The organism is Neobacillus sp. DFD-2R (assembly GCF_057747865.1).
The window spans coordinates 4,783,343-4,804,349 of record NZ_CM173228.1; the positions used below are offsets into that span (position 1 = coordinate 4,783,343).

The following is a 21,007-nucleotide window of genomic DNA, read 5'->3' on the forward strand; positions in this document are numbered from 1 at the left end:
CTTCCGAAGCTTATTCTTGTGGAGCTAGACAATTCTCAAATTAGAAAGACTTAAGGTATTTTTTTCGCCATGAATATAAGAGCAAAAATAAACCAAGGGCGATCTGCAACATAAATAGGGCAGCATCCCAGAACGCAAGGCTGGCTGGTGCTTTTCCGAAATTTGGAAGTACCTTTTTTATGGAATAGAATAATTGCGGAATATAAAAGACCACATATAAAGTAACGGTCAAAACCATACCTAAAAGGTAAAAAATGGAATATAAGAAAACGCTATTTCTTTCACCGGCAAATTCCACTGCAGTTTTTGAAGGTGAACGCTGAAAAGGAAGCCGCTTTCGTATCGACTGCTGAGCATTCTCCATCAAATTATAGCAGCCGGAAACATTTTCAAAAACAAAATATAGATCTGTTTTCATATAAATACCAAATTGGTAAACCATTCGAATAAATGTATCCAAAACCACCAAATGCATAATACTCAGGAAAATCCCCGGGCCATTGGAGAAGATTAATTGACTGATTAAAGCCAGAAAAAGAATCATTGTATCAAAACATAAGCCCGCTAAATATAAAACGTTCCTATCCTTTGAGGGTAGTTTCCATACAGATGACATATCAGTTTCAAGCACCACAAGGAACATACGGTGGCCAACCTCTAATTTTGTTAGAAGATTTTGAGCTCTGATTGCAAGCACATGCCCAAATTCATGAACTAACACCAAAATACCCGTTAACAGCATCCAAGCCGGCACATTCAAAACCATTAAATGGAAAATAAACAAATCCTTATAGCGCGGAAATAAGGCAGGATAATATATGAAAAGGCCGATATTTACCATAAACAATAAGGCATATAGTAAATAAGCTGTTTTATTAAAAAAGAATTTTCCAAGCTTTGGCGAAATCCACAAAAAGCCTAGGCTTTCTATTTTTTTTTCCTTCATTTCTACCTTAATGCTATCAATTTCAGTAATCAGGTTTAATTCAAAAAGCTGTTCGGCAAAATCCAGGAGGTCGACCTCTTCCTCATGGTATTTTTCTCTAAGCTGTCTTTCAACCTCGCCAAGTAACTCACCCTGTTGAATCAAAAGGATAGCCTCTATACAAACATCAGGCATCTCGTAAAATTCACCGGAGGTTATATCTTCGACGATATAATGCTTTTTATCTTTTCGAACCTCAATTGGAACCAACAAAAGATGTGAACTCAGTGTTATATTCATTTAAACACCGTTCCTAACTAGTAATCTATAAATAAAAAAGGATGCAAAGCTTTGTGCCAGCATCCCACAAGTTTTCTGCATTTACATAAACCAGCACCACCAACAAGTAACTTTAATTTTTTTTAATTGACGGATTTTCATTAGTTTTCACCTCCCTTAGTTTTAGGCTCATTTTATATTAGTTTAAATTAGTCCTTTTTCTTCAATTGAACTATTATGAATATTTCTCCATCTATGAATTACCTTTTGAAATTCTTCTACCAGGTCAGGGTCAAACTGTGAACCTTTGCCCTCTAAAATACGTTTATATGCCTCTTCAACCGATAATGCAGATCTATAAGATCTTGTTGAGGTCATGGCATCAAATGCATCTGCAATGGCTACAATTCTAGCAAGATAAGGTATCTCCTCACCTTTTAATTGGTTTGGATAACCTTTACCATCCCATCGTTCATGATGCGATCGAATTACTTCAATGCTATTTTTGAATCCTACTACTTTTGAAATTGCCTCTGCACCGACTACCGGGTGCGATTTGATTATTTCATATTCATTTTCATTAAGTCTATCCGGTTTCATTAGAATTTGGTCCGGGATATGAATCTTGCCAATATCATGAAGTAAGCAAGCATAATTAAAATCCTTTAATTCTTCTGCTGAAAATCTTCCAATTTTCCGGGCTAATTCTAAAGCATACCTAGCAACTCGTTCACTATGTCCTCTAGTATAAGGATCCTTCAGTTCAAGTGTTGCAATTACTCCTTTAACAATACCTTCTAATTGTTGATCATATGAGGCTTTTATAGAATTCACATAGGATTGAAATCTAAATAGAATGATGAATGAGAAAATGGAAAGAATTACGATAAGTAAAATACCTAAAAGGACAATGGGAGTTTTAATAATTAAACCGGAAATAATATATTTTAATAATAATCCAATAGTAACTACTTTAACGAAAGAAGTGTTTACAAAAATTGGGGATAATAAAAGCCAAAATATTTCTACTGCATTTCCGCTTTTATAAAGTTCCGGTTTACCAAAAAATGAAATAATGTCATTTAATAAGGTAAGGCTAGTATAAGAGATAAAATAAACATATTTTATTTGGTGTTGTTTTTGCTTTTTATTTAAGTAGAGAGCAATTGGAATTAAAGCAAACATGAATAGATAAATCCATAATCCCAATACGTCAGAAGTTTTATATTTTAAGTTAGGATTATAAATAGAGATGATTTTATAAAATAAATCATAAGATATTGAAATAATATAAAATAAAACTATAAACCATTTTAATGTACGACCTTCTTCATATCTCAAATTAGTCTCTTGGAGTTGCTTTTTCATTTGTTTACCTCACGTAAGGATTGAAAATCTACTATCTGATTTACCTTAAAAGAATTTGATTATTTTATAATCGACACCTTCCTACATTATAATTCATTTATATTGACAGAAAAACATAAAACAAGGCTGATTTATGTATAATTATAGAACTATTTCAGAAATTAAGGAATAATTTTTTGTATTTTTTGAAAATTATAAAATATTTTGTTGAATCTACCATTTTGTCTATATTTGATTTATAGGCAATACAACTTCCACTCTAGTCCCTTTCTCTAGTCTGCTTTGAATATTAAGCTCCCCTTTATGGTCCTTAATAATTTGGTTCGTTACCATTAATCCGAGGCCTGTTCCATCTTTTTTCGTGGTATAGAATGGTTCACCTATGTTAAGGATGTTTTCTTCTTCAATTCCACAGCCCTCATCCTCAATAGATATAAGCATTTTGCGTTCGTTTGAAACTTTAATGTGAATTTTTATTTTTCCGCCTTCAGGCATAGCCTCTATGGCATTTTTTATTAAATTAATAAACACTTGCTTAAGCTGCTTGCCGTCACAATCAATTGGAGATAGAGGCCCTTCCATAATGGTTTCAACAGTTACACCTTGTCTTTCTGCTTGTTGCTGAGTAATTGATAACGTATAGGCAATTATTTCTTCAATACTTGCTTTCCCAAATTCAATTACCTTGGGCTTTCCAAGGTACATCAAATCATTCACAATAGAATTGATTCGGTCAATTTCTTGGATCATGATCGGATAAAAGTCGTTTGTATTCGGATAGCGTTCTTGTTGCAACTGAGTGAATCCTTTTAAAGAGGATAATGGATTACGTATTTCATGACCAATAGCAGCTGCCATTTGTCCAATTACAGCCAACTTCTCCTTTTGACGAAGCTCTTTGTATATTGTAGATAATGAATTTATATATGAGTAAAACCGAATCAAAAGTATAAAGGCTATTGAGGATAATACTAAGTAGATAATAATAGCTAATAAAGTTCGAGAATCTTGTAAGACAATTCCTAAAAATACATACTTACCTATCATTAAGCTTGTAACAGTCCAGAAGTATTTTTTGTTTACGAATATAGGCGAGAAAAGAACGAAAAAAACCTCGACAACATTCGATTCTGCAAAAGGAAGTTTGGTTCCAAAATATACCATCAAATCATTAATGATAATGATTATTATGTAGCTAATAATATAAATATATTTAACTATGTATGGGTTTTCCCTTTTAATAAAATAAATTGCCACAGGCAATAATCCAAGGAGAATTAAATAAAGCCAGAGACCAAATCCCCCGTTATTAATACCAAGAACCTTTCCGGCATAAATTGGGTAAATATAGTCATAAAACAGTTCAAAAGAAAAATATATAATATAAAACAACCATAAAAATAATTTAACTGCTTTTTTTTCTTCAAATATCAACTTAGGATTTTTGATGCCTTCTTTCATATGATAGCTCCTTCGATTAGACCTTCGTTGGAAAAATTATGATATTTTCCAAATTCACCTCCTATTTTACCACCTTTCCTGCATCAAACTGACAACGAATTTGAAAATAACGATGTTTTTCGACATGTTTTTCATATTTCCTCAAACAAAAAAAGACTCGCTTACACGAGTCTCTTTAAGGTTATATTCATTAACTAACTTTTTTTATTCCATTCGCATTTTTATTTAAAGTTGAATGCTTTCGACCATAACCGAAGTAAACAATCAATCCGATTACAAGCCAAACGAAGAAAGCAATCCATGTTGCGGATGGTAATTGAAGGGTTAAATATCCACAAAATACGAATGCAAGAATTGGAACCCATGGTACAAATGGTACACGGAAACCGGTTGTTGGAGCTTGCTTGTTTTTACGAAGATACAAAATTCCAACAGCAACAGTCATGAATGCGAATAATGTCCCAATGTTTGTTAGCTCAGCAAGCTTGTTTAAAGGTACTAATCCCGCAAAGATAGAAACGAGCAAACAAGTAATCCAGGAATTAAATACCGGAGTTTGCTTTTTCTTATCTACCTTTGAGAATACTTTTGGCAATAAACCATCGCGGCTGATTGCATAAAACAAACGAGTTTGTCCATAGATCATAACAAGTAATACAGTTGTAATTCCGGCAATGGCCCCTAGTGAAATGAAACCGGCAGCCCAATCCTGATGAATATAATTAAGTGCAAACGCAACAGGATTTTTTACGTCAAGATGTTGATAAGGAACAATACCTGTTAAAATTGCAGAAACAATGATATATAAGACTGTACAAACAAGTAATGATGCAATAATACCAATCGGCATATTCTTTTGCGGATTTTTTACTTCTTCAGCTGCAGTGGATACTGCATCAAAACCAATGTAAGCAAAGAATACTGTCGCGGCTCCGGTTGCAACACCTGAAAAACCAAAAGGCATAAACGGAGTCCAGTTTGCAGGCTTTACATACCATGCACCAACTGCGATAAACAATAGAACAACTGCTAGCTTAACAATAACGATAATCGAATTAAAACGTGCTGATTTTTTTACACCTTGTGTTAATAGGAAAGTAATCAATAGAACAATTGCAATTGCAGGTACATCAATATATGTTCCATTAGCGGGGTCAAAGGCACTTGTTATTGCTTTCGGAAAATGAATGCCAAACCCTGCAAGCAATCCTTGAAAGTAACCTGACCAGCCACTGGCAACAGCTGATGAGGCTAGCCCGTATTCCAGAATTAAATCCCAGCCTAATATCCAGGCGATGATTTCTCCGAAGGTAGCATAACTATACGTATATGCACTACCTGATACCGGAACAGTTGAAGCAAATTCTGCATAGCAAAGGGCTGCAAATACACAGGCTAAACCGGATAAAATAAATGATAAAATAAGTGCAGGTCCTGCATGTTCAGCTGCAGCTACTCCAGTAAGAACGAAAATCCCCGTTCCAATAATCGCTCCTATTCCGAGCATCGATAAATCAAAAGCACCTAACTCTTTCTTTAATGTTACATCTTTTTGCCCGACTTCTTTTATAAGATCCTGTATGGATTTTTTTCTAAATAAACTCATCGGATAGACCTCCTTGCGATAATGTCAAAATGTTCTGAAAAAATGCTTCATGAATTTGTATATTGGTATAATATAATTTATTTTTATAAAAAGCAATATATTTTGAAAAATAAAATTATTTCAAAATAATTCCAAAGCAAAAAATCCCAGAAAATTCGTTAATCCATCTTACGTTATACCTTTTTTACTATTGTATTCAAATTAGTTTTCGCTATTCTAATAAAACAAATTAAATATTCTAAATATTAAAAACTTCTTTTCAAAAAGGTTTTATAAATCTTTCTGAAAAGAAGTTTTTTCTGCCGGCATCGTATTCCCCTATTAAAATTCATATACAAGGTAAACAATACGTCAAAAAATGCTACTTAGTTTATTTGTTTTTTACATACAAAAAGGGGACGATAAAAAAGAGATTGATGTTGAAAGGTGTGTATTAGATGAATAATGACCATACAATTGAGCAAGCAGTCCTTCATAAAAAGGCTGATAATCGTGAAAAAGGAGAAACCTCAGGGCTTGCTTGGTGGCAGCTGTCATTGATTGGAATTGGTTCTATTATTGGAGCCGGTTTTTTCCTTGGAACGAGTCTTTCGATAAAAACTGCCGGACCTGTTATATTGCTGGATTACTTAATAGGAGGAATCACTGCCTTCTTTGTATTTAGTGCCCTTGCTGAAATGACTGTAAGAGACCCTCAGCCGGGATCGTTTCGAACCTATGCGAAAAAGGCCTTTGGAAATTCAATGGGCTTTGTATCAGGATGGATGTATTGGTTATCAGGCGTTTTTATTATGTCCAGCGAGGCAGTCGCCTTAGCAACCTTTACCCGGTTTTGGTTTCCCCACGTACCTTTGTGGATTTTCACCGGTGCCTACGCAGTTATAGCTTTTGGAATAAATCTTCTTGGAGTAAAAAACTTTGGTAAAATTGAATCCACGTTTGCGATGATAAAATTAGCTACACTTGTTGTATTTATTTTTTTGGGTATCTTGCTATTAGTTCATTTCATTGCGCCACAAACAATTTCCTTAAATCGCTTTAACGATTTTCAACCATTTTTACCAACAGGTATCAAAGGAATGTGGTCGGCATTAATCTTTGTCTTTTTCTCCTTTGGCGGAATTGAAGTGATTGGAATTGCCTCCTCTGAATTGAAGAATAGGAGCGAAGTTCCAAAAGCAGGAATTGGTATGCTCATTGCCCTAGTTGCCGTTTACATTCTGTCCATTTTCTTTGTAATGTATATGGTTTCGTGGACTCGGATTGACGCATCAAAAAGCCCATTCGTTACGGCGTTAACCATATTTCATATACCCTACCTAGGTTCTATTTTCAATATTATTATCATTAGCGCTGCTTTTTCAACGATGGTTGGAGCACTTTTTTCAGTGACCAATATCATGATCTCCTTGGCTCAGGATGGAGATGCACCCAAAACTCTAGCCACTAAGAATAAACAGGGAACCGCTTATAAATCGTTGTTTTTAACAGGTTTTGCTTTAACAGCTTCTCTTGTGTTTTCATTTATTCTCCCTGGAAAATTATATGAATACATAACGACTGCTGCAGGGGTTATGCTCATTTTAAATTGGACTACTATCCTTTCATCACAAATTAAATTACGGAGACGGGATAAACAAAACACCCAAATCTTTAAAATGGCGGGTTCTCCTTATACCTCTTTTTTAGGGATTTTGTTGATTCTTGCAGGTGTTTCAGGGGGATTGTTACAGGCAACACAAAGAATGGGTGTCTTTATCAGCCTGGGTCTTATTGCCGTTATTTTCTTTTGCTACTTTGTAATAGCAAAAAAAAGGAAATACTATGATCTAAAATGAAAACCATTGACAAATTTACAAATAATGTGTAATATGAATAAATGTGCTTTAGATTTATGTAACTTGTAATAGATAGAAATAACGCAATGTAAGAATTTTTCTGGCATTTTCGCTTATGTTTTAACAGAAAAACTTATTCACACTGGATCGGCTTCGGAGCCGTAAGGATGTAAGAGAGGTAGGGCTTACATCGTTTAGGTATAAAACCATCAGGTGGAAAAATAACCGCGGCAAATTTGTTTTCAAAAACAATTACAATATATAAGTTTTTACCTTGCGATGGGTGATACGATACAACCATTCACAAGTTACGATAATGATCCCTTATGGATTAATAGCAAAAAAGGCAGAGGACCAATGATCCTCTGCCTTTGCCCATTTTACGGCCTTTTTGGAAATAGCGAATCCTTTATTTTTCGATCACAATCGCTTGTTTACCCATTTGTTCCCAGGCTTTAATAAAATTAATCCGATTTACTTTCCTATTTTTAAAGCCATAAGGATCGTTTATATAAATAAAATTTTGATCGTAGCCTGTAATGACAACACTATGTTCACTAAACGTAATTTCCATCATCCCTTGCGGAGTGTCCCACTTTTGAAACACAGATACCGGAGCAAACTTGATTGTTGTGATTACCCATACCGGAAGCCCCTGACCAACTTTTTTTAATACTTCGGCAAACGGTCTGTTCGTTAAATTAACGGCTTTATCTCCAACATAGGTTTTTGCCAGGTCAAAAATGGGGCCGTTGTAAACACCTAAACCCGGACCATCCTCCATATCCCCAACGAACCCGACATTAGGATTTCCCTTCTTTTGATTACTATAGGTTAATGGAACTCTTTTTATTTTTTGCGCTAATGTATTTTTCGTCACGTTTACACCGTGGTAATTCAAAATCATCGCTAAGCTGGTTACCTCACACCCATTATATAATTGGGGTTTATCCAACTGTCTTAAGAGTGGAACATTCAGCACGATACTACTTGGCTGCACAGATTCTTGTTTTGCCACGGGAACTTTTTTAGGAATTTCCTTTGGCACTGATTCTTCTTGGGTATCTTTTTTTGTCGTTGTTACAACTTTAGAGGCTTCTTTTGTTGGCTGGAGTACTTCTTTCTTTTTTAAGGTTGCAGCTGCTTCCAATTTTTTTCCAGACTGCAAATGGTTCGTAACGGCTGCATAAAAATCTTTCACAAACACACTTTTGAAACTAATAATTGCTATCATTAGAATAAGCACGATGATGGTTATTTTTTTCATAGAAGATTAAATCCATTCCTTGTCTGACTTAGTCGATCCTATTACTCTACCACTATACCAAAAACAGGAAAACCCACAAATTTAAATTATTTTCCAAGCCTATACTAAATGAATTTCCTTAACTTTTTCTTAAGAAAAGGCTATTTTCGCATAGATTGTTGTTTTTCGTATAAGTTTATCAACCCGTATAATTAGAAGCTTCGTGGCATCTTTTCGTAAGAACATTTGCGAAAATCGCCTAGAAACTTAGTAAATGAACTTTATTAAGCTTCAAAAACAACAAAGTTTACGAAAAGAGCCTAAGAAAAAAACCTTCTGGTAATTTCTCACTAAAAGGTTCAATTTCTTATTTTTTTTCTTGTTTGATTTTTCGAATTACTTGGTTGATTACTTCAGAAAAGACAAGTCCAAAAGCAATTGACCCCGATAACATCAGTACTTTTGCAGCTGAACCTAATGCTGAATTATAATCATTCTCGACAAAGTTTCGCATCGCATTATAGGCCAAGCCCCCGGGAACTAGTGGAATAACCCCGGCAACGCTAAAAATAATCACAGGTGTTTTATAAAATTTCGCTAACACCAGGCTAATGACTGCGACAAAAACTGAGGCGGCTAATGTTGCGATGACAGCATCACCGGCATAATCTTCTGTAATGTAATAAATCAGCCAGCCTCCCATCCCAATGAGGCCGCATTTCACTAACGTATTTTTCGGTGCATTAAAGATTATGCCAAAGGCACCGGTTGCAATAAAACTTGTTATTAATTGTCCTAAAATCGCCATTCTTGCTGCCTCCCCTGCTTATAAAAACGCTAAAACGACGGCAATGCCCGAGCCGATGGCAAAGGCGGTCAGAAATGCTTCGGCACCCTTTGATAAACCTGACACCAAATGTCCCGCCATTAAATCTCTTACTGCATTGGTAATTAACAGGCCGGGAACTAATGTCATCACCGAGCCGATAATAATTTTATCTAATTGATGGCCTACCCCAATTTTCACAAATATTAAAGATAACATACCTATAAGGAACGAGGCCAGGAACTCGGAAAAAAATTTAATCGGGACAAAACGATGGAAGTAAACTAGGCTTAAATATCCTAAGCCTCCGGAAATAACCGCAGGGATAAAATCATTCCATCCTCCATTAAACATAATCATGAAACAGCCGCTGGCACTTGAAGCTGCTGCAACCTGTATCTTAAATGGAAAGGTCAAATCTAAGGAATCGATTTCGGTTAATTGGTCTAATGCTTCCGGAAGAGAAACTTCACCACTGCTTATTCTTCTTGAGATACTATTGACCATGGCCACTTTTTTCAAATCCGTCGAACGCTCGGATATTCTAATAAGCTTCGTTTTTGTCGGCTCAGACCCTTCAGCTGAAAAGATAATTCCTGTTGGGGTTACATAGCTATGGGTTTTTTCAATCCCAAATGAAGCAGCAATCCTCATCATTGTATCTTCGACCCGATACGTCTCCCCGCCGCTTTGGAGCATGATTTTCCCTGCAAGTAAGCATACTTCCATGATTTCATATGTTTGTGATGCTTGATTTTCCATCTATATCTCTCCAGATTATTTTCTACGTTGGTTTCTTAAACAGTTTAATCAAAACAAAGTCATGAATCAATCCAAAGCAGATAATCATCTATTAGAATAGTTAAAACTGGGATTAATAGGAATATTTTATTATTTAAATATTCCTAATTTTAAAATATAATATTGTTAAATTATAGAAAAAGGCGGGGATTGATGTTGAAAGCGTTGAAATCAATTCTAATCTGGGGAATCATTGCAGCACTAGGAGCAGCAGGATTTGCAGTTATGGCCCTTAACAGCGGAGAAAGTATTAATGCCATTTGGCTGCTGACTGCTGCAGTTTGTGTTTACGCAATTTCCTACCGGTTTTACAGCAAGTTTATTGCACAAAAAGTTTTTCAACTTGACGAAAAACGCAAGACACCGGGTGAAATTCACAACGATGGTAAGGATTTTGTACCAACAAACAAATGGGTGCTTTTTGGTCACCATTTTGCGGCAATTGCCGGTGCAGGACCATTAGTAGGTCCGATTCTTGCTGCACAAATGGGCTATTTGCCGGGAACCCTTTGGATTGTCATCGGTGTTGTACTAGCCGGTGCAGTTCAGGACTTTATTATTCTTTTCGGCTCGATGCGTCGAAATGGAAAATCACTTGGTGAAATGATTAAGGATGAAATGGGGAAAGTAACAGGCATTATTTCAATGATTGGTATTTTAGGAATTATGATTATTTTGCTAGCTGTTTTAGCCTTGGTTGTTGTGAAAGCGCTAACAGGAAGCCCTTGGGGAATGTTTACCATTGCTGCCACGATTCCTATTGCGATTTTTATGGGAATTTATATGCGCTACATCCGGCCGGGCCGGGTTGGAGAAGCTTCGCTAATCGGTATCGTTTTATTGCTTCTATCCCTGTTCCTTGGACAAAATGTTGCGGAAAATCCGACATGGGCCGCCATGTTTACCTTTAAAGGTGAAACCATTGCCATTATGATGATTATTTATGGTTTTATTGCATCCGTTTTACCTGTCTGGCTTCTGCTTGCACCAAGGGATTATTTAAGTACGTTCTTAAAGGTAGGCACTATTGTTGGACTTGCATTAGGAATTATCATTGTTGCACCTAATCTTGAAATGCCCGGGATAACAAAATTTATTGATGGTACAGGTCCTGTGTTTGCAGGAAATCTCTTTCCTTTCTTATTTATTACCATTGCCTGTGGTTCTGTATCCGGTTTTCATGCCCTTGTTTCCTCAGGAACAACGCCTAAAATGATAGAACGGGAATCCCATGCCCGGCCAATTGGTTATGGAGCGATGCTGACAGAATCATTTGTTGCGGTGATGGCGATGATTGCTGCATGTGTGCTGACGCCTGGTATTTATTTTGCAATTAACAGCCCGCCGGCATTAATTGGCACAGATGTCGTTAAAGCTGCGACAACAGTCTCGAGCTGGGGCTTTACAGTTTCTCCGGATGATTTAAAAACGATCGCCAATCATGTTGGGGAACAAACCATCCTGTCGAGAACAGGTGGAGCGCCGACCCTTGCAATTGGTATGGCGGTTATTTTTTCAAAGGTGATTGGCGGCAAGACATTAATGGCATTTTGGTACCACTTTGCGATTCTATTTGAAGCGTTGTTTATTCTAACCACGATTGATGCGGGAACACGTGTAGGACGGTTTATGATACAAGACCTTCTTGGTACGGTCTATAAGCCATTTGCAAGAACAGAAGCCTTGATTCCAAACCTCGTTGCTACTGCTCTATGTGTCATTTCCTGGGGTTACTTTTTATATCAGGGTGTAATTGACCCGTTGGGCGGAATTAATACATTATGGCCGCTTTTCGGTATTGCCAATCAAATGCTCGCAGGAATTGCCTTGCTTCTAGGCACAACCGTCCTTTATAAAATGGGGAAAAAAGCTTATGTATGGGTGACCCTACTTCCAACTACTTGGCTTTTAATCGTTACAATGTCAGCCGGATGGCAAAAATTATTTAATGAAAATCCAAAGATTGGCTTCCTGGCACATGCTAAAATATTTAAAGAAGCACATGCTGCCGGCAAGATACTTGCACCGGCAACAACCGGTGTACAAATGAAACAAGTTCTAATTAATGACTATGTTGATTCCGCACTTTGTGCCATTTTCATGCTAGTTGTCATTATTGTCTTGATCTCAGCCATCCGGATCTGGTGTAAAGTGTTGTCAAATCAAAAATTACCTTTACACGAAGCGCCGTATGTGCCTCGTAACGAAGGAGATTATAAAAAATATGCTTAACAAAATAAAGACTCTTATTACTTTTAGAAGGCAATTCCTCAGTTTGCTTGTTGGTGTTCCAAGCTATGAAAAATACGTAGAGCACATGGAAACGTACCACCCTGGCGAATCGGTTAAATCACAAAAGGAATTTTTTTGCGAGGCTCAGGAAGCCCGTTACAATGCAAAGGGAGGAAAAGTTTCAAGGTGCTGTTAATAAACAAACAAGGCCTGCAACTTTAGAGTTGCGGGCCTTGTTCTCCATCGTTTCAAATAATTATAATCATGTAAAAAACAGGCTAATGTAAACCATCTATTTGTGAAAACATTTTGATTTTATTTCATGTAATTTTTAGCTTATTTGTTATATAATATTATATAATGACTTATTATTTTGAAAGGAGCCTTGCATGAAACTAAACAGTTCCATTTCTAAACCATTATATGATCAATTAAAACAAAATATAAAAGAAGCCATTGACCAAGGAGTTTATAAGCAAGGGGAAAAGGTACCAAATGAAACAGAATTATGTGAGATCTATGGTGTCAGCCGTATAACAGTCAGACGTGCCATTCAAGAATTAGCTGATGAGGGGTTTTTGGAGCGAAAGCAAGGGAAAGGTACTTTTGTCACGAGAACAAAATTTGCCAGGGAATTGGTTTCAGTAGATGGATTTACAGACTTTAGTAAACAATTAGGAAAAAATCCTTCAAAACGAATTCTTGTATGCGAAGAAATCAATGCAACTCCACAAATTGCTGAGGCACTGCAAATTACTGTCGATTCACCTGTCTTAAGACTCGTCCGTTTAATGTTTATAGATAACCTGCCATTTACTATTGATGAGACTCACTATTCTTTAGAGCGTTTCCCTAATCTGACTGCCCGTATCCTTGAGCATACCTCAACCTATGATGTTCTGCAAAATATTTATAAAGTCAACATTAAGTCGGGCACAAGCAAAAAAATTATTACTGTCACCCCGGCCTCAAGTATAGAGGCTAACTATTTAGATTGTGAAATCGGGGATACTTTATTCAATATCGATAAAACCGTTTTCGACGAAAATGGAGTTCCTATTCACACTTCCAATTTTAAGACTCAAACAGACTTAATAGCACTTACTATCACCACATAAATCGAAAAGGAATGAATCGGAAATACAGATATCCGCATCATTCCTTTTCTATTTTTTTGTTATCAATATAGTAAAAACCGGAATTGAAGAAAACAATACCGGTTTCATAGTGACCATATTTTAGCTTAATATTCTAATTTCCACATATATCTTCTCTTCGTAAGTGGGTGATTTCTTACAATTGCTAATTGTTCTGCATATACCCGTAAGACACCTGAGATTAACATCGGGTTAAAGTAATCTACAACTTCTTTAGCAACTTCAGAACCCAAGCCAAAATCTTTTGCATCTACTACATTAGTTTTTGCATTAAATCTATTTAAGAACTCCAGTGCTCTGGAATCCATTTCCCTTGTTCTGCCATCGTTCATTAATAATAAGAATGGCACATCTTTGTCAACCACTTCAAATGGTCCATGGAAGAATTCTCCGTCATGGAAAGTTCCTGAGTTAATCCATTGCATTTCCATTAATAAGCAGATAGAGAATGAGTAAGCCACTTCGTGGGTTGCTCCACTACTCATAACATAGATTACTTCATCGTCTTTGTATGCATCCGCAAATGCCTTTGCTTGTGGAACGACAGAAGACACTGCTTTTTCAATTAAATCGTAAATTTCATCAAATCCATCCAACATTTTGTTATAATCAACATATCCTTCAAATTCATTTAGGATTTCCACTGCAAGCCCTAATACCTTAGTCATTTTTTCCATTTTCGCTGCATAATTAGCTTCAAATCCATGATAAACTACATAATCTGCATCTTTTGTAATAGCAGAGTCTTCAACATGTGTAACAGCAATAACATGAGCACCTAACTCTTTAGCTTTTGCAGTTGCAATGACTGTTTCCGGAGTGGTTCCTCCTAAAGAACAAGTGATAACAATACTAGTTTTATCCACTGAAACCGGAGTAGCATAGTTGAATTCATTCGCTGTATATAAGCTTACACGAAGTTGTTTTGCATTTGCATCTAAGAAATACTTTGCAGGATATAATTCTGCTTTAGATGCTCCACAGCCTACAAAGAAAACACTTTTGATTTCTGGTTGTTGTTCTTTAATTTGTGTAACGATATGATTTAAACTCATTTTTTTCTCCTCCAATTAATCTCTTTTTTTATATAGTAAATATCATTAATTCTCATTTAATATCTTCATCTCATAACACTGCTATTTGTATTACATAAAGTTCTCAAAACACTTCATATTTCTAATGTCATGGCTTGCGGGATCCTTAAAATATCTAGAATCTGTAATTTCTTGAGCTAAATATCCGGTATAGCCATTCTTTTGAAGGGTGGTTAAAAATTCCTCTAGGTTATGCTTGCCATCTCCCCAAATTAAATGTCCATATGGGTCACCATCCACAAAATGCATATGAATAATATCCTTTCCAAATACATCAAACCAATCTTGTAAGGTTTCTCCGGCTACTCCCATAGCCGTGGTATCGACAAGGACTTTCATATTGGGGTGATTAATTTCATCCATCATTCTCTTGGCATCTTGTACCGTAATAACCAGGTTCGATTCTTCAGGTCGTAAACTTTCCAAAGCCAATGTAACCCCTTCTTTTTGTGCTACTTCAGCCAATTTAGTAAGCATCTCTCTGGAACGTTTCCATGCTTCTTCCCGTTCCTCATCGTAGTACCCCCAGCCTGAATTGCATTGCATGATTTTGCATCCCAATTCAGCCGTTGCTTTTATACCATTGGAAAAATACTGAAAACTATTTTCAAAGATTTCCGGTTTTGTAGCTGCAAACTGGTATTGATACATACAGTTTTCCGGGGTAAATACTTTTACTTTCAGATCCCTTGACTCAATTTTTTGTTTTAATTCTCTGCAATCAGAGTACTTCATAGGATCTAAATAGTAGTGCGGGACACCTGTCCAAAATTCAATCGTTTTTATTCCTGCTGCCACCTGTGCGTCGAGGAAATATTCCAGAGAATAGCGCATATAATGAATATTCATCCCTGCTACTTGTTCTCTTTTAATTAGTGCCAACGGGTCATCACTTCCCTTTTAAAAACTTAATACACTTTCCCAAATCCAAAAGAGCCCTCAACTAAACATTGCCTAGACGAAAAATTTGCTGCTTCCTTTAAACTTTCTTTAATCACTGTTTCTTTGTCTGGATTTCCTTCTCTTGTTCTACTAAGATAGTTCACCACAAAGCAAGTAATAAAAGAATCGCCGGCTCCCATCGTGTCAATTGCTTTAACAAGCTTTGGTTCTTGAGCGTAGAATCCGGAGCCATCGAATAATAGCGCCCCTTCCTCACCCATCGTACATAAAACCAATTCACATCCCAAATTTGCTACTTTCAACATAAGATTGAGCATTTCATCTGTTTTCATATGGCTGCCTGAGAAAAATGCAAAGTTAACGAGGGGAGCAATCCGGTTAACCTGTTTCTCTGTAAAATCGGATGAAAAATCATAGCTAATGGGTACGCCCAGTTCTCGAATCCTCGCTAATTCCTTTTCAGAATAGCCGTATAAACCTGAATGGACTAAATCAAATTCTTGAATATAGCTCAAGTCGTCGGCTGTTAAATTTAAGCCATACTCCCTTAAAACCCCTCCGCGATTGCTTCCTAAAAATACCCTGTCTCCATCTTTTAAGGTGACTCTGGCACAACCGTTTTCTCCTTCATACTGTCTACAGCGGCTAATGTCTAACCCGATTTTTTCAATACTATCCAGTACATGAACAGCCTCTTTGTCTGACCCAAAAGCACTTAAAAATGCAGCTTCAAAACCAAGTTTTTTAGCATAGACTGCAAAATTCAGAGCGTTTCCGCCGGGATACATCATTTGAATATGTTCGTATTTATCGACGACATTATCACCTAAACCGATTACTTTAAGCATAATCAAACCTCACTTATAATACTTTTGATAAGAAATCAATGGTCCTTGGGTGTTTTGGATGATCAAAGAAATCAGAAGGAGTATTTTCTTCCAGGATTTTACCCTGATCAATAAATAAAATGCGGTCACCAACCTCTTTTGCAAAGCCCATTTCATGGGTAACTACTACCATTGTCATTCCTTCTTTTGCAAGGTCCTTCATAACAGCTAACACTTCCCCGACCATTTCCGGATCTAGTGCGGATGTTGGTTCATCAAACAACATCACTTCAGGCTGCATTGCAAGTGCCCTGGCAATCGCAATTCGTTGCATCTGCCCGCCCGATAAGGAAGATGGATAGGCATCGATTTTTTCCACTAAACCGACCTTTTTTAAAAGCTCTACTGCTAACTCTTTAGCCTCTTTCGGCTTCATGCCCCGTACTTTAATCGGAGCATGGCAAATATTTTGGCAAACGGTCTTATGAGGAAATAAATTGAATTGCTGGAACACCATCCCCATTTTTTCCCGTACTTTATCAATATTGATTTTTTTCACTGTAATATCTTGCTTATCCACAATGATTTGCCCGCTTGTCGGCATTTCCAATAAATTAAGGCATCTTAAAAATGTACTTTTACCGGAACCGGACGGCCCAATAACAACGACTACTTCACCCTTGGAAATTTGGACATCGATTCCCCTTAATACTTCAGCTTTTCCATAGCTTTTATGCAAATCCTTAACGTCGATCACTTGCCTTCAGCCTCCTTTCTACAACTGCTAGTATTCTCGACAAAGTGAAGGTCAACACTAGATAAACAGCGGAGGCCACTAAAATCGGTTCTAATCCTAATGCCGTATTTCCTCTAACGATAGTAGTTTTATACATTAATTCAGCAATACCGATAACAGATACGATCGATGAATCTTTAATACTGCCGATGAATTGATTCCCAAGCGCCGGTAAAATATTTTTGAATGCCTGCGGTAAAATGATATCGAACATGGCTAATCTTTGATTCATCCCTAAACTTCTAGCCGCTTCCATTTGCCCTCTGTTAACTGCTTCAATTCCTGAACGAATTGTTTCAGAAATATAAGCGGCAGCATTAAGGGATAAAGCAATAATACCTACTACGATATCCGGAATATCACTCCCAAATAACTTTGGAACTCCAATATAAATAATATAGATTTGCGCCAGAAGCGGTGTACCCCTTACAAATTCCACATAGACATCGCCAATATATTTAATAATTTTAAATCGGGATCTCCTTAAAAGAGTTAATAATACTCCCAAAATACTGCCAAAAATAACGGCTGCAAAAGCGAGCAAAATAGTAATGTACGTTCCAGTTAGAAAAAATTGATAATATTGTCCTAAAAATGAAAAATTCAAATTTTCCACCCCTTAAAATTGAGGTATTGCCCTAGCTCCATTCACACCTTAACCGGTAGAATCCATCAAGCCGCTCTTGCACCGGATGGCTTAGGTGGGGAAACAGAAAACTTTTTATTGTTTAACGTTCTTCGTTGCATCCATTAACCATTTTTCATACTCCGGTTTAATTTTTGAAACCGTTTGATTAACCGCTTTCATAACTTCCGGATCTGTTCCCTTAGGCATTGCAATCGCTGCACCTGCTGAAGGATCTTCATAGTAAATTTTACTTAATCTAATACTTGGATTGCCTCTAGTTAGAAGGATTGCTGTTGGAATATCAACGAGAATAGCATCTACTTTTTTATTAGCTAAATCTAATGCTAATTCAGTTGATTTTCCTAATAATTTCAAATCGGCATTTGGAAGTTCTTTTTCGATAATTCCTTCTTGTACAGAAGTTTTAATGGTTGCGAGTTTTTTGTCGGCTAAATCTTTGGCTGTCGTAAACTTGTTAACATCTTCTTTACGAACTACCATTACATTTCTGCCTTTATAGTACACATTCGAAAAGTCCGCATTTTTTGCTCTTTCAGCTGTTGGACTCATCGCCGAAATAATCATGTCAACTTTACCGCTTTGAAGCGCTACCAATAAACCATCAAAATCCATATCTTTGATTTCGTATTTAACACCTAAATCTTTTGTCACTTCATCCAATAACTTAATATCAGAACCAACAATTTTGTCTTCTCCATTTTTCACCAAGTGGTACTCATATGGCGGTGTAGCTGCCATCATTCCTACTACAATTTTTCCCTTTTCTTTATATCCTGCAAGACCACTTTTAGCCTCTGTTGTTTTCGATGTTGTCCCGCATGCTGCCAATGAGAGAGCGATCATACCAGTCATTCCAACAGCTGCTAATTTTTTCAAAAGCCCTTTTTTCATATTTACTCTCCTCCAATGTAATTAACAAAGTTTTTAGGTAATTCAAAATATAATAATCTTTAAGATATACCCATTGTGTTCGTAATTGGCAGCGAGTTTAGCCTGCGCCTTGCATAAAGATGTAAAAGATTGATAATAAAATGGGGCAATATATGAGTGCAGTTTTTATCCTAGTTTGCCTTTTAATACATCCACCTACCCTTACTTAATCACTTTCACTATTGTTTTAATTGAGTCATATTTTTTATTACATTTTATAACATTTCATATAATGTTATATAACATTATATTAATCACCATCTAGGTAATTGTCAACCATATTTCTGAAAATTATCAATTATTAATATAAAAGCGCTTTAATGATTGTACATAACATAACATAATATAACATTATAATTATATAAAACTTAAAAAAAGAGGAATCAAAACGATGATATTAAATACTGATAGTTCCACACCATTATATATTCAGTTAAAACAAGCGATCATGGATGACATTCACAGAGAGATTTATTCTGCAGATGAAATCACAAAGCTAAAACTTAAGCCAAGCAAGCTACAAAGTAAAATAATTTCTCTAATGGATATATTTACAAATTACCTAAACTCAATAACAAAGCATGAAAGACAAAATATCTTTCATGCGCTAATAAAATTACTCCCCAATATTATTTTCATACCACTCCTGGAGCTCCTTTAAAGAGGTGAAACTAAAGATCTCTTCCCCATTTTGACCGTTATCAAAGCCCGTGTTTCCTCTTAACGTAATTTGCCCTTCATCACCTGATATTAAAATCGCATATGGATGGTTTACATTTATGTATCTTGCATCCATATCATTATCGGCCCAATTCTTGCTTTGTAAAAATGCTTCGTAGTATTCCATTTTTCCCCCTCCTTAATTTGATTCCTCCCTATTGTTCCAACAGCGGTTATTATTTAAACAGGATCGCTTGTTAAACATACAGTATAAAAAAAGACCCTCAAGAGGTCTTTATTTTGCTAACTGTTTTTCATAAACTTTTAAATTCCCGTAAACAGCTGCTAATATAGGAACTGAAATTTCCTTGCTTCTGGCAATCTCCAGTAAGTAGCCGTGCAAATGATCCGCTTCGACCGGCAGAAGTTTCTCCATATCTCTTTGCATTGAAGATTTCATCGAGTAGCCTAAGCCATCTATTTGAGTCATTTGAATCGTTTCAATATCTTCAGCAATCGGTGCATCAATTTGTTTCATTATTCCTACAAGCTCTTGGGTCAGCTGCAATAATGTTGCCCGTCCGTTAGTCTCTTCACGAATGGGTCCAATTGGGGCTCTCATTAATGTGGTGATTCCGGACAAAGTGGAAATGAATAAATATTTATGCCATTGATCCCGGTTTATGTTTTTACTTAAACGAAAATTTGCTTTTGTACCGCTAAAGGCATCCGCCATTTTTAGAATCCTTTCAGTACGTTCACCGGTTCGTTCTCCAAACACCAAATTATGTACAGGGCTTGATTGAATAACTCTTCCCTTGGCATCGAGAGTGGATTCTAAAAAACAGAGACCTCCAATGACTCTTTTTTTCCAAATTCTTCTATCAATTTTTCCAAATGAAGAATTCCGTTTAACAACGGCAGGATAATTGTTTCCTCGCCCACATATTGCCGGAAACTCCCGATTGCTCCCTCTAAATGATAGGCTTTTGTTGATAGTAAAATCACATCAAAGGATTCCGCTTCTTCACCTGCTACAATCATTTTAGGAGTAAGTGTTACATTTCCATTGATACTCTCGATCACGAGTCCCGTTTCTTCCAATTGCTTTCTTCTTCCCTCTCTTACTAAAAAGGTAACATCTTCACCTTTTTCTAGTAAACGGCCGCCAAAATATCCGCCAACAGCACCTGCACCAACAACTAATATCTTCATTTGATAAACCTCCTTTTAAAAAAACTCCCTAAAGTCAGTATAAGGAAAATTTTCTGAAAGTAAAAGGATCTCAGAACAAAAAAGCAGGAATAGGATTGTTCCTCTATTTTATTTTTCAGTATTAGTAGATAACTTAGTAAAGTAATCCTGATGGGTTAGTTTTAATTTATAATAATCGAATTTTGTCTGTTTTT

18 protein-coding genes and 2 pseudogenes are annotated in these 21,007 nt (G+C 36.3%); 5 read left to right on the top strand and 15 right to left on the bottom strand.

Annotated elements, in window-relative coordinates; translation table 11 throughout:
* Positions 1–40: 40 nt before the first annotated feature.
* From AC3ANV_RS24020 to bcaP, 4 genes are all read right to left on the bottom strand, one after another.
* On the bottom strand, positions 41–1,225 hold the full coding sequence (locus AC3ANV_RS24020) for a hypothetical protein (RefSeq protein WP_488311118.1): 1,185 nt from the start codon (positions 1,223–1,225) through the stop codon (positions 41–43).
* Positions 1,226–1,408: 183 nt separating this feature from the next.
* A complete protein-coding gene (locus tag AC3ANV_RS24025; RefSeq protein ID WP_488311119.1) occupies positions 1,409–2,572 on the bottom strand; it encodes an HD-GYP domain-containing protein in 1,164 nt (387 codons plus the stop codon).
* Positions 2,573–2,797: 225 nt separating this feature from the next.
* Entirely contained in the window at positions 2,798–4,033 is a 1,236-nt protein-coding gene (locus tag AC3ANV_RS24030; RefSeq protein ID WP_488311120.1) for an ATP-binding protein, read from the bottom strand.
* Between the two features lie 190 nt (positions 4,034–4,223).
* Entirely contained in the window at positions 4,224–5,639 is a 1,416-nt protein-coding gene (gene bcaP, locus AC3ANV_RS24035) for a branched-chain amino acid transporter BcaP (protein WP_488311121.1), read from the bottom strand.
* A gap of 437 nt (positions 5,640–6,076) precedes the next feature.
* Between bcaP and AC3ANV_RS24040 the strand changes: the two genes are divergently transcribed.
* Positions 6,077–7,477, top strand: coding sequence for an amino acid permease (locus tag AC3ANV_RS24040; RefSeq protein WP_488311122.1), 1,401 nt, complete (start codon positions 6,077–6,079; stop codon positions 7,475–7,477).
* A 409-nt stretch (positions 7,478–7,886) separates the two neighbouring features.
* Here the strand turns inward: AC3ANV_RS24040 and AC3ANV_RS24045 are convergent, their stop codons facing one another.
* From AC3ANV_RS24045 to AC3ANV_RS24055, 3 genes are all read right to left on the bottom strand, one after another.
* Complete coding sequence (locus tag AC3ANV_RS24045; RefSeq protein ID WP_488311123.1) at positions 7,887–8,744, bottom strand: C39 family peptidase; 858 nt, start codon at positions 8,742–8,744, stop codon at positions 7,887–7,889.
* 346 nt (positions 8,745–9,090) lie between these two features.
* Positions 9,091–9,531, bottom strand: a complete 441-nt coding sequence (locus AC3ANV_RS24050; protein ID WP_488311124.1) for a threonine/serine exporter family protein — start codon at positions 9,529–9,531, stop codon at positions 9,091–9,093.
* Positions 9,532–9,549: 18 nt separating this feature from the next.
* Positions 9,550–10,311 carry a threonine/serine exporter family protein gene (locus tag AC3ANV_RS24055; RefSeq protein WP_488311125.1) on the bottom strand — a complete coding sequence of 254 codons (762 nt, stop codon included), beginning with the start codon at positions 10,309–10,311 and terminating at the stop codon, positions 9,550–9,552.
* Positions 10,312–10,506: 195 nt separating this feature from the next.
* Between AC3ANV_RS24055 and AC3ANV_RS24060 the strand changes: the two genes are divergently transcribed.
* The 3 genes from AC3ANV_RS24060 (at position 10,507) to AC3ANV_RS24070 (ending at position 13,700) form a co-directional block, all read left to right on the top strand.
* The gene (locus tag AC3ANV_RS24060; protein WP_488314323.1) at positions 10,507–12,582 is read left to right on the top strand and encodes a carbon starvation CstA family protein; all 2,076 of its coding nucleotides are present in this window, start codon (positions 10,507–10,509) and stop codon (positions 12,580–12,582) included.
* Positions 12,575–12,778, top strand: coding sequence for a YbdD/YjiX family protein (locus tag AC3ANV_RS24065; RefSeq protein ID WP_488311126.1), 204 nt, complete (start codon positions 12,575–12,577; stop codon positions 12,776–12,778). The genes AC3ANV_RS24060 and AC3ANV_RS24065 overlap by 8 nt, the downstream gene beginning before the upstream one ends.
* Positions 12,779–12,971: 193 nt before the next feature.
* Positions 12,972–13,700 (top strand): UTRA domain-containing protein, encoded by a 729-nt coding sequence (locus AC3ANV_RS24070; RefSeq protein WP_488311127.1) that lies wholly within the window; start codon positions 12,972–12,974, stop codon positions 13,698–13,700.
* 125 nt (positions 13,701–13,825) lie between these two features.
* Here the strand turns inward: AC3ANV_RS24070 and AC3ANV_RS24075 are convergent, their stop codons facing one another.
* The 6 genes from AC3ANV_RS24075 to AC3ANV_RS24100 form a co-directional block, all read right to left on the bottom strand.
* Entirely contained in the window at positions 13,826–14,794 is a 969-nt protein-coding gene (locus AC3ANV_RS24075) for an SIS domain-containing protein (protein ID WP_488311128.1), read from the bottom strand.
* Positions 14,795–14,884: 90 nt separating this feature from the next.
* Positions 14,885–15,715, bottom strand: coding sequence for a sugar phosphate isomerase/epimerase family protein (locus AC3ANV_RS24080; protein ID WP_488311129.1), 831 nt, complete (start codon positions 15,713–15,715; stop codon positions 14,885–14,887).
* Between the two features lie 26 nt (positions 15,716–15,741).
* Positions 15,742–16,584 carry a PfkB family carbohydrate kinase gene (locus AC3ANV_RS24085; RefSeq protein ID WP_488311130.1) on the bottom strand — a complete coding sequence of 281 codons (843 nt, stop codon included), beginning with the start codon at positions 16,582–16,584 and terminating at the stop codon, positions 15,742–15,744.
* A gap of 13 nt (positions 16,585–16,597) precedes the next feature.
* Positions 16,598–17,320: an amino acid ABC transporter ATP-binding protein gene (locus tag AC3ANV_RS24090; protein ID WP_488311131.1), complete on the bottom strand. Its 723-nt coding sequence runs from the start codon at positions 17,318–17,320 to the stop codon at positions 16,598–16,600.
* The gene (locus AC3ANV_RS24095; protein WP_488311132.1) at positions 17,307–17,966 is read right to left on the bottom strand and encodes an amino acid ABC transporter permease; all 660 of its coding nucleotides are present in this window, start codon (positions 17,964–17,966) and stop codon (positions 17,307–17,309) included. Before AC3ANV_RS24095 ends, AC3ANV_RS24090 begins: the two co-directional genes overlap by 14 nt.
* A gap of 114 nt (positions 17,967–18,080) precedes the next feature.
* The gene (locus AC3ANV_RS24100) at positions 18,081–18,899 is read right to left on the bottom strand and encodes a transporter substrate-binding domain-containing protein (RefSeq protein WP_488311133.1); all 819 of its coding nucleotides are present in this window, start codon (positions 18,897–18,899) and stop codon (positions 18,081–18,083) included.
* Between the two features lie 433 nt (positions 18,900–19,332).
* Between AC3ANV_RS24100 and AC3ANV_RS24105 the strand changes: the two are divergent.
* Positions 19,333–19,416, top strand: a pseudogene (locus AC3ANV_RS24105) (GntR family transcriptional regulator); the annotation flags it as partial.
* A gap of 138 nt (positions 19,417–19,554) precedes the next feature.
* On the opposite strand, the gene AC3ANV_RS24110 reads toward AC3ANV_RS24105, so the two are convergent.
* Together AC3ANV_RS24110 and AC3ANV_RS24115 are read right to left on the bottom strand one after the other, a co-directional pair.
* The gene (locus AC3ANV_RS24110) at positions 19,555–19,785 is read right to left on the bottom strand and encodes a hypothetical protein (RefSeq protein ID WP_488311134.1); all 231 of its coding nucleotides are present in this window, start codon (positions 19,783–19,785) and stop codon (positions 19,555–19,557) included.
* 108 nt (positions 19,786–19,893) lie between these two features.
* A pseudogene (locus AC3ANV_RS24115) lies at positions 19,894–20,813 on the bottom strand (ketopantoate reductase family protein).
* Positions 20,814–21,007: the final 194 nt, after the last annotated feature.

Excerpts from the sequence above, each read along its gene's own strand:
- AC3ANV_RS24055 (WP_488311125.1), bottom strand. The coding sequence starts at position 10,311 with ATGGAAAATCAAGCATCACAAACATATGAAATCATGGAAGTATGCTTA.
- AC3ANV_RS24040 (WP_488311122.1), top strand. The coding sequence starts at position 6,077 with ATGAATAATGACCATACAATTGAGCAAGCAGTCCTTCATAAAAAGGCT.
- AC3ANV_RS24075 (WP_488311128.1), bottom strand. The coding sequence starts at position 14,794 with ATGAGTTTAAATCATATCGTTACACAAATTAAAGAACAACAACCAGAA.
- AC3ANV_RS24050 (WP_488311124.1), bottom strand. The coding sequence starts at position 9,531 with ATGGCGATTTTAGGACAATTAATAACAAGTTTTATTGCAACCGGTGCC.
- AC3ANV_RS24100 (WP_488311133.1), bottom strand. The coding sequence starts at position 18,899 with ATGAAAAAAGGGCTTTTGAAAAAATTAGCAGCTGTTGGAATGACTGGT.
- AC3ANV_RS24065 (WP_488311126.1), top strand. The coding sequence starts at position 12,575 with ATGCTTAACAAAATAAAGACTCTTATTACTTTTAGAAGGCAATTCCTC.
- bcaP (WP_488311121.1), bottom strand. The coding sequence starts at position 5,639 with ATGAGTTTATTTAGAAAAAAATCCATACAGGATCTTATAAAAGAAGTC.
- AC3ANV_RS24085 (WP_488311130.1), bottom strand. The coding sequence starts at position 16,584 with ATGCTTAAAGTAATCGGTTTAGGTGATAATGTCGTCGATAAATACGAA.
- AC3ANV_RS24020 (WP_488311118.1), bottom strand. The coding sequence starts at position 1,225 with ATGAATATAACACTGAGTTCACATCTTTTGTTGGTTCCAATTGAGGTT.
- AC3ANV_RS24070 (WP_488311127.1), top strand. The coding sequence starts at position 12,972 with ATGAAACTAAACAGTTCCATTTCTAAACCATTATATGATCAATTAAAA.
- AC3ANV_RS24045 (WP_488311123.1), bottom strand. The coding sequence starts at position 8,744 with ATGAAAAAAATAACCATCATCGTGCTTATTCTAATGATAGCAATTATT.
- AC3ANV_RS24025 (WP_488311119.1), bottom strand. The coding sequence starts at position 2,572 with ATGAAAAAGCAACTCCAAGAGACTAATTTGAGATATGAAGAAGGTCGT.
- AC3ANV_RS24110 (WP_488311134.1), bottom strand. The coding sequence starts at position 19,785 with ATGGAATACTACGAAGCATTTTTACAAAGCAAGAATTGGGCCGATAAT.
- AC3ANV_RS24030 (WP_488311120.1), bottom strand. The coding sequence starts at position 4,033 with ATGAAAGAAGGCATCAAAAATCCTAAGTTGATATTTGAAGAAAAAAAA.